8 protein-coding genes and 1 pseudogene are annotated in these 12,426 nt (G+C 59.8%); 4 read left to right on the top strand and 5 right to left on the bottom strand.

The features are described 5' to 3' along the window. The 3 genes and pseudogenes from AB5Y90_RS03880 to AB5Y90_RS03870 all read right to left on the bottom strand — a co-directional run. Positions 1 to 302: pseudogene (locus tag AB5Y90_RS03880) on the bottom strand (IS1595 family transposase); the annotation flags it as partial. 117 nt (positions 303 to 419) lie between these two features. Continuing rightward, positions 420 to 1,955: a TerC family protein gene (locus AB5Y90_RS03875; RefSeq protein WP_307895085.1), complete on the bottom strand. Its 1,536-nt coding sequence runs from the start codon at positions 1,953 to 1,955 to the stop codon at positions 420 to 422. A gap of 300 nt (positions 1,956 to 2,255) precedes the next feature. Continuing rightward, on the bottom strand, positions 2,256 to 3,182 hold the full coding sequence (locus AB5Y90_RS03870; RefSeq protein WP_101531321.1) for a cation diffusion facilitator family transporter: 927 nt from the start codon (positions 3,180 to 3,182) through the stop codon (positions 2,256 to 2,258). A gap of 167 nt (positions 3,183 to 3,349) precedes the next feature. Here AB5Y90_RS03870 and AB5Y90_RS03865 point away from each other — a divergent pair, with 167 nt between their 5' ends. The 4 genes from AB5Y90_RS03865 (at position 3,350) to AB5Y90_RS03850 (ending at position 9,621) form a co-directional block, all read left to right on the top strand. Next, positions 3,350 to 6,421 carry an FAD-binding and (Fe-S)-binding domain-containing protein gene (locus AB5Y90_RS03865; protein ID WP_320545121.1) on the top strand — a complete coding sequence of 1,024 codons (3,072 nt, stop codon included), beginning with the start codon at positions 3,350 to 3,352 and terminating at the stop codon, positions 6,419 to 6,421. Continuing rightward, positions 6,421 to 6,909: a hypothetical protein gene (locus AB5Y90_RS03860; RefSeq protein WP_307895082.1), complete on the top strand. Its 489-nt coding sequence runs from the start codon at positions 6,421 to 6,423 to the stop codon at positions 6,907 to 6,909. The genes AB5Y90_RS03865 and AB5Y90_RS03860 overlap by 1 nt, the downstream gene beginning before the upstream one ends. Positions 6,910 to 7,077: 168 nt before the next feature. After that, complete coding sequence (locus tag AB5Y90_RS03855; RefSeq protein ID WP_139734610.1) at positions 7,078 to 7,539, top strand: hotdog fold thioesterase; 462 nt, start codon at positions 7,078 to 7,080, stop codon at positions 7,537 to 7,539. Positions 7,540 to 7,719: 180 nt separating this feature from the next. Beyond that, complete coding sequence (locus tag AB5Y90_RS03850; RefSeq protein WP_005337260.1) at positions 7,720 to 9,621, top strand: DEAD/DEAH box helicase; 1,902 nt, start codon at positions 7,720 to 7,722, stop codon at positions 9,619 to 9,621. Positions 9,622 to 10,111: 490 nt separating this feature from the next. Here AB5Y90_RS03850 and AB5Y90_RS03845 read toward each other — a convergent pair whose 3' ends face one another. Continuing rightward, positions 10,112 to 11,434, bottom strand: a complete 1,323-nt coding sequence (locus AB5Y90_RS03845) for a Na+/H+ antiporter family protein (RefSeq protein ID WP_005361308.1) — start codon at positions 11,432 to 11,434, stop codon at positions 10,112 to 10,114. 273 nt (positions 11,435 to 11,707) lie between these two features. Next, on the bottom strand, positions 11,708 to 12,385 hold the full coding sequence (rnt, locus tag AB5Y90_RS03840; RefSeq protein ID WP_005333780.1) for a ribonuclease T: 678 nt from the start codon (positions 12,383 to 12,385) through the stop codon (positions 11,708 to 11,710). Between the last annotated feature and the right edge of the window lie 41 nt (positions 12,386 to 12,426).

Below are 12,426 nucleotides of genomic sequence, written 5' to 3'. Positions count from 1 at the left end.
GCTTGCGCGTAGTCTTCCCAGCACTGTGCTTTACGCAATCTGGCCAAGGGCGTCTTGGTCAGAACGGTGCTGGTGCGCAGACACAGTTTGCAACGGTAGCGGCGCAGCCCCCGACTCCATCCCCAAGGCGCCAGCTGGGTAACATCGGCCTGACAATGGGGGCAGCCACTGCATGCCGGTAACTGAGTATTGAGCGAGGTAATCGTGTGGGGTGCAGTGAGCTCCTGCTGAGCAACACGGCGCTGGCGCAGGGTTAACTGGGGAAAGAGAGACAGCAGGTGTTGAAAGGCTGGGGTATCCATGATGGTTGACCTCAAGGTGATGGCCTACTTCAAGATTAGCCTTTCAACACGTAATTGGGACAGAGCCAAAAAAAAGAGGGCCGTCTGGCCCTCTTCTGTATTCTGCTGGTGGCAGGCTCAAGCCGCGGCGGGCATCACTTTCACCCGCTCGATGCGCCGCTCGCTCACCTCGATCACCTCGAAGTTGAGCTGCTGCAGTTGCAACTGCTGACCCAGGGTGGGCAGGGTGCCGAAGTGGGAGAGCAGCATGCCCGCCAGGGTCACGTATTCATCGCTCTCGCTCACTAGTCCCTCGTGCTCCAGCACCTGCTCCACATGGTGGATGTTGGTGCTGCCGTTGATCAGCCACCCTTCGCCATCGCGCACGATATCTGGGGTTTCGTCCTCGTCCGGCAGCTCGCCGACGATGGCCTCCAGCAGGTCGTGGGTGGTGACCAGCCCCTGGATCACGCCAAACTCGTCGGAGACCAGAATAAGGCTCCCCTTGGCTTTGCGCAGCTCCGCCAGCAGGCGGATCACGTTGATGGTCTGCGGCACGATAATGGGGTCGTTCTGCTTGGCCAGTTCGCTCAAGGATTGCCCTTCGTTCAAGGCAAATAGCAGGTCGCGCGCCTTGACCACACCGATCACCTCGTCCAGATCCCCGTCACAGATGGGGAACAGGCTGTGGGGCTCGCGCTGCAACAGGGCGCGGATCTCGTCGCTGGAGTCGTTGATATCGATCCAGGCCATCTCCGAGCGCGGGGTCATGATGGTGCGAATGGAGCGCTCGGCCAGCGACAGCACGCCGGTCACCATATAGCGCTCCTCCTCGCCAAAGCTCACCGGCGCTACGGCCGGGGCATCCAGATCGTCATCCGGCTGATCCTGATAGGCCTTGCTGCCCATCAGCTTGAAGATGGCGGCTGTGGTGCGCTCGCGCAGCGGCTGTTTGGATTCGTGACGCATGGCGCTGCGCTGGGCCAGCTGGTTGAAAAACTCGATCAGCACCGAGAAGCCGATGGCCGCGTAGAGGTAGCCCTTCGGAATATGGAAACCGAACCCTTCCGCCACCAGGCTGAAGCCGATCATCAGCAGGAAGCTCAGACAGAGCACCACCACGGTGGGGTGGGCGTTGACGAAACGGGTCAGCGGTTTGGAGGCGAGCACCATCACCACCATGGCGATGGTCACGGCGGCCATCATCACGCCCAGGTGTTCCACCATGCCGACGGCGGTGATGATGGAGTCGAGCGAGAAGACCGCATCGAGCACCAGAATTTGGGCGATCACCACGCCGAAGCTGGCGTAGGCGCCGACCGGGCCGTCATCCTGGGGTTTGGCTTCCAGCCGCTCGTGCAGCTCGGAGGTGGCCTTGAACAGCAGGAACAGGCCGCCCCCCATCAGGATCAGGTCCCGACCGGAGAAGGGGTGATCCCACAGGTGCAAAATCGGGGTGGTCAGGGTGACCAGCCATGACATGACGCTCAGAAGTCCTAGTCGCATCAGCAGGGCCAGCGACAGGCCGATAATGCGCGCCTTGTCCCGTTGGGTGGGGGGCAGTTTTTTCACCAGGATGGCGATAAAGACCAGGTTGTCGATCCCCAGCACGATTTCCAGAATGATCAGGGTAAACAGACCAATCCAGATATGGGGATCCAGCAGCAATTCCATTGTATGACCTCAATAAAAACAGACAGAGCAGAGAGTGATCACGGCGCGCGATGGCCGCAGTAACAGCAAGGCAAAGGTGTTATTCAGAGGCGCTGATTAAGCAGAAAAAGATAGGCTTTGACAGAGAGAGACGAAGGGCAACTTCGGGGATTGTCCATGATGGGCAATAAAACCTCGGGTGAAAAATGAGCCCTGATAATAGCGGCTGGCGCCAATTTGGCAAGCGCAGCGTCAGCGCGGCGTGATGGGGTTGTGATGCGACAGGGGGAGGCGGCCGTGCCGCTCTCCCCCGTGCGGTCGTTACAACCAGCGCTTTTCGCGGGTGAAACAGACCGACAGCCAGGCATCCCCCAGGGTGTCGCCAAGGCGAGACCAGAGCTCCTGACGCAGGGCATCCTGACGTTCGACAGGCCACTCCTGACCCGGCGCCACCAGAATGTTCAATTCCAGATCGAAGCGACGACCGCTTTTGGCCAGATGGCTGTAGCACTCGATGCCGTGGCGCTGGCGCAGCGCTTCGACTTCGCTCTCGACCAGTTGGGAGACATCCCCTCTGGGGGCAATTTTCAGCACTTCCCGCAGGTTGCGGCCGAGCACCTTGATGGGAATGAGAGTTGCGCAGAGGGCCAGCAGCGAGACCAGCACCGGGTCTATGTAGCGGTTGTATTGGCCGTAGCCGATGGCATCAAGGCCAATGGCGACCACGAAACCGATAAGCAGGGTGGCGCTGAGCAGGGTATCCACCAGCCACTCCTTGGAGTCGACCCGCACCAGCTCGGAGTCTACCTGTTCGGCAACCTGGGCTTCGATGCGATAGATGATGGCGCAGAAGAAGGTGGAGACGGCGGCATAGATAAGGGCGTGGCCGAGATCGATCTCTCGTCCGCCATCCAGCAGGGTGGTGATGCCGCTATAGAGAGCGCCGAGGCAGAGCAGCAGAATAATGGCGCCATTGATGACGTTGGTGATGGGCTCGAAGTGGGCATAGCCGTACTGGAAGCGCGCATCGGAAGGGCGGGTAACGAGATAGGCGGTAACAAGACCGAGGCCCGTCATGCCCATGCTGAACAGGGTGAAGATACCATCGAGCATGATGGCGTTGGAACCGACGAAGAGGCCGTAGCCGATGCCGAAGATGGCAAAGGTGATACAACCGAACAGCGACAGGGTAAGCGCCTGTTTTTCGGTGGTGACCAGCGTACTGATAACATGGCTGTGGTGAGCCATAAAAGTCCTCCTTTCAAATGGTGAATATTGCCAAGCGCAAGCGGTTTTCTAGCTGATATACTGCCCGCTCACATGTGAGCGGACTGGCCTGACTGCCATTGACAGGCGGCTGGCCAGTCGTTGTCGCCGGCGTGCCGGCATCAAGCAAAGGATGGGAACAAGGATTCATGATCCCGAGACTCGATTACCAGGACAGTTTGTCACCCGCAACCCTGCAGTTTCTTGAGTTGCTAGAGCGCAGCGCATTTCGTGGTGATATCGAAAAGTCTTATGCAAGCCGGTTGGCGATGGCGACGGATAACAGCGTCTATCAGGTAGTACCTCAGGCGGTTCTCTATCCGCGCAGTGCGGACGACATAGCAGCAATGCTCAAGCTGGCCTCAGAGCCGGCGTTCGCCTCCTTGAGTTTTTTCCCTCGCGGTGGCGGTACCGGCACCAATGGTCAGTCATTGGGCGGCGGCATTATCGTCGATCTCTCCCGTTATATGAACCAGATCATGGAAATTAATCTGGAGGAGGGGTGGGTACGTGCCCAGGCCGGGGTGGTAAAAGACCAGCTCAACGCCTACTTGAAACCCCACGGTTACTTCTTCTCGCCTGATCTCTCCACCTCCAACCGCGCCACCTTAGGGGGCATGATCAACACAGATGCCTCGGGGCAGGGGTCTCTGGTCTACGGCAAAACCTCGGATCACGTGCTGGGGCTCAAAGCGGTGCTGGAGAATGGCGACATCATGGCGACCGAGCCGCTGACCGGTGAGCGACTGACCGACAAGCTGGCGCTGGAGAGTCGAGAAGGGGAGATCTATCGCACCCTCTATCGTATCGGCAAGGAGCGGCGCGCCGACATCGAGGCTACCTTCCCCAAGCTCAACCGCTTTCTGACCGGCTACGATCTCAAGCACCTCTATCAACCCGATACCGACACGCTGGATGTGAGCCGGGTGCTGTGCGGATCTGAAGGGTCTCTCGGCTTTATCACCGAAGCCAAACTCAACATCACCCCCATCCCGCGCTACCGCACCCTGGTCAACGTCAAGTACGACAGCTTCCCCTCCGCCCTGCGCAACGCCCCCTTTATGGTTGAGGCCCAAGCGCTGTCGGTGGAGACGGTGGACTCCCGGGTGCTCGGGCTGGCCCGCGCCGACATCATCTGGCATTCGGTGAAAGATCTTATTCAGGATGTGCCCGGCAAGGATCTGCAGGGACTCAACATCGTCGAGTTTGCCGATACCGACGAGGCGGAACACAAGACCAAGGTAGCGGAGCTCTGCCGCCGTATCGACGACCTGCTGGCCAAGGGTGAGGCGGGGATCATCGGCTATCAGGTGTGTGACCACCTGCCGAGTATCGAGACCATCTACGCCATGCGCAAGAAGTCGGTGGGGCTGCTTGGCAACGCCGAAGGGCGCAAGAAGCCGGTGGCGTTCACTGAAGATACCGCCGTGCCGCCCGAATCCCTGGCCGATTTCATCATGGAGTTTCGTGCCCTGCTGGATGCCCACGGCCTCGACTACGGCATGTTTGGCCACGTTGATGCCGGTGTGCTGCACGTGCGCCCGGCGCTGGATTTGTGCTATCCCGAGCAGGAGGTGCTGCTGCGCCGCATCTCCGATCAGGTGGTGGCCCTCACCGCCAAATATGGCGGCTTGATGTGGGGGGAGCACGGCAAGGGCTTTCGTTCCGAATACAGCCCCGCCTTCTTTGGCGAGCTGTGGGAAGAGCTGCAGCGGGTCAAGGGGGCGTTCGACCCGGGCAACCGCATCAACCCGGGCAAGATCTGTATCCCCTACGGTAGCGGCGCCGAGCTGGTGTCGGTGGATGGCCCCAAGCGCGGCAAGTATGACCGTCAGATCCCGCTCGCGGTGCGCACCAGCTACACCCGCGCCATGGATTGCAATGGCAATGGTCTGTGCTTCACCTTCGAGACCGACTCCCCCATGTGCCCCTCGGTCAAGATCAGCCGCGATCGCCGCCACTCCCCCAAGGGGCGGGCGGGTCTGATGCGTGAATGGTTGCGTCAGCTGGCGGAGCAGGGCTTCGATCCGCTGGCGGAAGAGGTGGCGCTGCAATCCGGTGGCGTACGCTTCAAACAGCTGGTGGACAAGGTGCGCAACAGCTGGGCCAAACAGCGCGGCGAGTATGACTTCTCCCACGAGGTGATGGAGGCGATGGCGGGCTGTCTGGCCTGCAAGGCGTGCACCAGCCAGTGCCCGATCAAGGTGGATGTGCCCGATTTTCGCGCCCGCTTTATGCAGCTCTATCACGGCCGCTACCTGCGTGCGCCGAAGGATTACTTCGTCGGCACCGTTGAAAGCTATGCGCCGCTGCTAGCCAAGGCGCCGAAGCTGGTCAACTTCTTCCTCGAAAAAGAGTGGGCCCAGAAGGCGACCGAGAAGAGTATCGGCATGGTCGATGTGCCGCTGCTCTCGGTGCCGACCCTGGCCGAGAGCCTGCATGACAACCGCGCCCGCTATTTTGATCTGCCGGGGTTGGAGCGGATGAGTGCCGAGCAGCGCAAGCAGGTGGTGCTGATCGTGCAGGATCCCTTCACCAGTTATTACGATGCCCCCGTGGTGCGCGACCTGGTGAAACTCGCCAGCAAGCTCGGTTTCCAGCCCTATCTGCTGCCCTTTAAACCCAACGGCAAGCCCCAGCATATCAAGGGGTTCCTGCGCGCCTTTGCCCGCACCGCCGCCAACAGCGCCCAGTTCCTCAACAAGGTGGCGGCGCTTGGCATTCCCATGGTGGGGCTGGATCCGGCCATGGTGCTCTGTTATCGCGACGAGTACGCCAAGGCGCTGGGGGCGGCTCGCGGTGATTTTCAGGTGTTGCTGCCACAGGAGTGGCTGCTCTCGCTGCCGGCAGATCAACTGCCTGCTAGCGCCAACAAGGCAAAGAGCGAGGAGGGGGGCGAGCCCTGGTATCTGTTTGCCCACTGCACCGAGAAGACAGCCAAGCCCTCCACTCACGGTGACTGGAGCACCCTGTTTGGCCGCTTCGGGGCCAGTTTGCAGCCGGTCTCTGTGGGGTGTTGCGGTATGGCGGGCACCTATGGTCACGATGTCAAACAGGTGGAGAACTCCAAGGGCATTTATGGGTTGAGCTGGGCTGACCCGCTCGCCCGTCTACCCAAAGCGCGCTGTCTGGCGACCGGCTATTCGTGCCGTAGTCAAGTCAAGCGGATGGAGGGGGAAAAGCTCAAACATCCATTGCAAGCCCTGCTGGAGCTGCTCTGATGCTGACGTTCCCCAAGCGGTTTCGGGTGCCGAAGGCCTATCGGCACCCGCGTTTCTTGCTGTTACCCACCACTCCCGCTCAGGCGGTGGTGGAGTTTGTCGCCATGTTGCGCGAGCGCGAGCAACTCCATCAGCTGTTTCGCCCGAACGATATCTGGCCCTCGGCCAACTTCAGCCTGAGCCAGCACGAAGGGGATCTGGAGTGGCAGCAGTCGGAGTTTCTGGCCAAGCGCTCCTTTGCCTATGGCCTCTGGAGCCCGGATCGGGAGCCGCAATTTTGGGGCGGGGTTTATCTCTACCCCTCGGTGTTGCCTGAGGTAGCGGTGGAGCTCTTCTTCTGGAAGGTGGCCGAGGCGCCCATCACGGATGAGGAGTTGGAGATTCAGCTGCGCGACTGGCTCGCCAGGGTGTGGCAGTGGCCAGAACCCCGTCTGCCGGGGCGAGAAGTGCCTTGGTCCGAGTGGCCCGGCGTTACCTACCCTTGGTGACATCCCGCTTAAGGGCATGATTGTGTAACACGCAGCGCCGGGTCGGTGCTGCGTTGTTACTACGTCACCCGGTAACCAACAACTCACATAACCGAACCATGTTGCCGATGGAGGGCGTTTCACTCATATCGGTACGCATTCATCGCTTTCATAAGGAGTCTGCTTGCAATGAGTCACGATATTGCGCCCATCTGGCGTAAACCCATGAGTCTGGAGGGGCTCAACGCCACCTCTCGCAACACCCTGATGGCCCATCTCGATATCGTCTACAGGGCTTTTGGCGCCGACTGGCTCGAAGCGACCATGCCGGTGGATCACCGTACGCACCAGCCCCTTGGCATGTTGCATGGTGGCGCATCCGTGGTGCTGGCGGAGACGCTTGGGTCGCTGGCGGCCAATATGGCGGTCGGGCCAGATAGCTACTGTGTGGGGCTGGAGGTAAATGCCAACCATCTGCGAGCCAAGCGGGAAGGGGTGGTGACCGGGCGTTGCACGCCACTCCATCTGGGGGCGACGACCCAGGTGTGGCAGATTGAAATTCGGGACGAACGTGAGCGTTTATTGTGCACCAGCCGACTGACCATGGCGGTGCTCAAACACAAGCGGGGCAAGGACTCCAGCGAGGAGTGATCTGCAATAACGCACTATGAGTGCAAAATAAGCAAGCCATACTCGTCAGATCCCTCTATAATTGCCAACGTCTTGAGAGGCTTATCACATTTTTCAAGACAGCAGAACAAAGTGGCGCTATAATCGCCGCCTTTTTGCTATTCCGCGGTGTTAGCCGCCTGCCTTAATCTGGAAGAATCTATGTCTGATACCGAACAACTGCCCCTTTTTAGTGAGCTTGGACTGGCCGCGCCTGTATTGAAAGCGCTGCAGGACGTGGGCTATGAGCGCCCGTCACCGATCCAGGCCGCAGCAATTCCCCACCTGATGGCGGGACACGATCTGCTGGGGCAGGCGCAAACCGGTACAGGGAAGACCGCTGCTTTTGCCTTGCCTCTGTTGTCTCGTCTGGAAGCTGGTAACCGCAACACCCAGATCCTGGTGCTGGCGCCTACCCGCGAACTGGCGCTGCAAGTGGCTGAAGCGTGCCAACGCTACGCCCACCACATGCCTGATTTCCACGTACTGCCCATCTACGGCGGTGCCTCCTACGAAACCCAGACCCGCGCCCTGCGTCGCGGTGCTCAGGTTGTCGTCGGTACTCCGGGCCGCGTGATGGACCTGATCCGTCGCAAGAACCTGGACCTCTCCGGCTTGAAAGCTCTGGTACTGGACGAAGCTGATGAAATGCTGCGTATGGGCTTCATCGACGACGTGGACTGGATCATGGAGCAGTGCCCGAGCACTCGTCAGGTTGCCCTGTTCTCTGCCACCATGCCGGAGCAGATCCGTCGCGTGGCCCAGAAGCACCTGAAGCAGCCCAAAGAGATCAAGATCGCCTCCAAGACTGCTACCGCAACCACTATTCGCCAGCGCTACTGGCAGGTAACCGGTCTGCACAAGCTGGACGCCATGACCCGTCTGCTGGAAGTGGAATCCTACGAAGCCCTGCTGGTATTCGTGCGTACCAAGAACGCTGCCGAAGAGCTGGCTGGCAAGCTGGCCGCCCGTGGTCACGCCTGTGAAGCGCTGCACGGTGACATCCCGCAGAAATTGCGTGAGCGTACCGTCGACAAACTGCGTCAGGGCCAGCTGGACATCCTGATCGCCACCGACGTTGTTGCCCGTGGTCTGGACGTTGAGCGCATCACTCACGTAGTGAACTACGACATTCCGTACGACACCGAATCTTACGTTCACCGTATCGGTCGTACCGGTCGTGCTGGTCGTAAAGGCGAAGCCATCCTGTTCGTCGCTCCACGCGAGCGTCGTATGCTGCGCGCCATCGAGCACGCAACCCGTCAGGCCATCGAGCCGATGAAGATGCCGAGCACCGAGGACATCAACCAGCATCGTCTGGCCAAGTTCAAGGAGCGCATCCGCGAAACCATGATGGGTGAAGAGCTCGAGATCTACCACAACCTGGTAAACGAGCTGATCGAAGAAGATTCTGCCGATCCGCTGGAGCTGGCTGCCGCACTGGCCAAGCTGGTACAGGGTGACCAACCACTGCTGCTGGATGACTCCATTCCGGACCCGCTGCTGAACGCTGGCAACGATCGTGGTGGCTTCGAGCGCCGTGACTTCAACGACCGTGGTGGTCGTGACTTCGGTGACCGTGGCGATCGTCCTGCCCGTCGCATGCCGTCCCTGGAGCCCCGTCCGCTCAAAGACAATCCGGACGTGGAGATGGAGCGCTATCGCGTAGACGTGGGTGCCCATCACGGTGTCAAGCCGGGCCAGATCGTGGGCGCCATCGCCAACGAAGCGAACATCGAGAGCCGCTTCATCGGCAACATCGACATCGCCGATGACTTCTCCACCGTCGATCTGCCGAAAGGCATGACCGCCGATGTACTGGAAGTGATCAAGAAAGCCCGTGTTTGCCAGCGTCCGCTGCAAATCACCCGCTACACCGAAGTGCCGGCCGGTGGCAACACCAGCAGCCGTCCGCCCCGTGGTGATCGTCCGTTCCGTGGCGACCGTCCTTTCAACAAGGATCGCCGTCCCCAGGGTGACCGTCCGTTCAACAAGAGCGGGGAGCGCCGTGAAGGTGGCTTCAACAAAGATCGCAAATTCGGTGGCAAGCGTCGCGAAAGTTGATTGCTGATCCCGTTATGAAGAAGGCCGCTCATTGAGCGGCCTTTTTTCTGCCTGCGGTTTACTCTGTGTTCTTACTGAACGCCAGATCGGCATAAGCCGTTACATGGGTGAGCGCATGATGGCCACTATTTGATAACTGGATGTCGGGGAAAGAGAGAATACCTTTTCTACTCGATAGGCGGTTGTGACGTGGTCGGGTATCATCCGCCGTTCTGCCATAGGTCTGGGCTGGCAGCCGTTTCTTTGTATTGGCAAGCGTTGGGACGTGTGCACTTGGGCGGATGGTTGGATGGGGAGTGACAGCATTGCGCCCGCTGACTCCGGCGGTCGCAAGGGGTGGCGACTAGGTGGCCGCTCAGAGGCTTTGTCTGGCTGGCAGCCATTATTCATATTGAGTGGGGTAATTGGTTGGCATCAATGAAGAAGGCGACCATCTGGTCGCCTTCTTGTTTTGCATTGTGATGTGCAGAGGTCGCAGCCCGAGGGGCTATCAGAGCACCATGGCGGCAATCCAGCCGAAGATCACCAGCGGGATGTTGTAGTGAATAAAGGTGGGCACCACGCTGTCCCAGATATGGTCGTGCTGGCCGTCGGCGTTAAGGCCTGAGGTGGGGCCCAGCGTCGAGTCGGAGGCCGGTGAACCCGCATCCCCCAGCGCGCCTGCGGTACCGACCAGTGCGATGATCGCCATTGGTGAGAAGCCGAGCTGCAGACAGAGCGGCACATAGATGGTGGCGATGATGGGCACGGTGGAGAAGGAAGAACCGATCCCCATGGTGATGAGCAGACCCACCAGCAGCATCAGGAAGGCGGCGATCCCCTTGTGCTGACCGATGCCGGAGGCGACCACCTGAACCAGAGAGTCGACCCCGTGGGTTGCCTTCATCACCGCGGCAAAACCGGCGGCGGAGATCATGATGAAGCCGATCAGCGACATCATCCGCACCCCTTGGGTGAAGGCATCCTGGCTTTCGCGAAACTTGATGACGCCGCCGCAGGTGAAGATGACAAAACCGGCCAGTGCACCCAGTACGATGCTGTTGGTCATCAGTTGCAGACCCAGCGCTACGCCAATGGCCAGCAGGGCCACCCAGATGTGGGTGAGGTTGAGTTCGACCGCTTCGGGCTCGGCATCCAGGATCTTGGCCAGATCGTACTGGCGCGGTTTGCGATAGCTGATGAATACCGCAATCAGCAGGCCCAGTACCATACCGGCGACCGGAATGGCCATCGCCAGCGGGATCTGGCTGGTGGTGATGGGCACGCCGTTATCGATCAGGTTCTTGGCCAGAATGTTGTTCAGGAAGATGCCGCCAAAGCCGACCGGCAGCACCATATAGGTAGCTGTCAGGCCAAAGGTGATGACACAGGCCACCTGACGACGGTCGATCTGCATCTGCGCCATCACATGCAGCAGCGGCGGGATCAGGATGGGAATAAAGGCGATGTGAACCGGGATCAGGTTCTGGGAGGAGATCGCCACGGCCAGCACGGAAGAGAGCAGCAGGGTTTTGACCCACATGATGCGGGTCGAGCTGGCATCCTTGCCCAGCTGGTTGATCACCTTGCGGGCCAGCAGGTCGGTGATCCCGGAGCGGGAGATGGCAACCGCAAAGGCGCCCAGCATGGCGTAGGAGAGAGCAATCTCGGCGCCACCGCCCAGGCCACCGCTGAAGGTGGTGAGGGTATCGGTCAACGACAGCCCACCGACCAGGCCGCCAGCAATGGCCCCCAGCGCCAGCGAGACCACCACATTGATCCGCAGCAGACTGAGCACCAGCATCAGCCCGACTGCGATAACAACTGGATTCATTTGATTTCCTTATAGTTTGTTATTGCTGTCTGTCATGTGAAGGGGAGTTAGTTTGCGAAAAATGTGACAAATGTCGAGAAAAAAATCAGTCAAACCCTGCATATCGCAGCAGCATGTGGCACAAGGTTGCTCAACATGAGGGTTTGTGACCTGTTTGTCTCCGTGCATCCCGTGCGCAGCGGTGGATAGTGACGTTGATAGCGATTTCCGGTGTGCCGTGCAATCAATCACTTCTCCAAAAAGCGAAGGCTGCCAGTGGCAGCCTTCATCCGTTTATTCTTGCCCCTCATCATCGGCAGGGGCATCGGTTGTGTCATCATCCGGATGCGCTGGCGGCCAACCCCCCATGCTCTTCCAGCGGTTAACGATATGACAGAACAGTTCTGTGGTGCGTTCGGTGTCATAGAGGGCCGAGTGCGCCTCTTTATTGTCAAACGGGATGCGGGCGCTCTGGCACGCTTTGGCTAGCACGGTCTGACCCAGCGCCAATCCGGAGAGGGCTGCGGTGTCGAAGGTCGCAAACGGGTGGAACGGATTGCGCTTGAGGCCAGCGCGCTCGGCGGCAGCCATCACGAAGCCGTGATCAAAGGTGGCGTTGTGGGCCACTATGATGGCGCGGCCGCAATCCTGCTCCTTCATCCCCTTGCGGATCCCCTTGAAGATCTCGGTCAGCGCCTCTTTTTCCGAGACAGCGCCACGCAACGGGTTGTAGGGGTCGATGCCGGTGAACTCCAGCGCGGCCTTTTCCAGGTTGGCCCCTTCGAAGGGCTCGACATGAAAGTGGAATACCTGATCGGGAACGAGCCAGCCCTGCTCATCCATTTTCAGGGTGTAAGCCGCGATTTCGAGCAGGGCATCGGTCTTGGCGTTGAACCCGGCTGTTTCAACATCGATGACGACGGGGTAAAAACCACGGAAACGGCCCTTGAGGGTATGAACTGCGTCGGTCATGGGATCTCGGTCGGGATAAAATGAGGCGGCATTATGGCAAA

The sequence above is a fragment of the Aeromonas sp. R4-1 genome (genome assembly GCF_040908325.1).
Taxonomy (GTDB): Bacteria; Pseudomonadota; Gammaproteobacteria; order Enterobacterales; family Aeromonadaceae; genus Aeromonas; species Aeromonas veronii.
The sequence above is the reverse complement of the archived record's forward strand: the minus strand, read 5'-3'. Positions and strand labels throughout refer to the sequence as shown.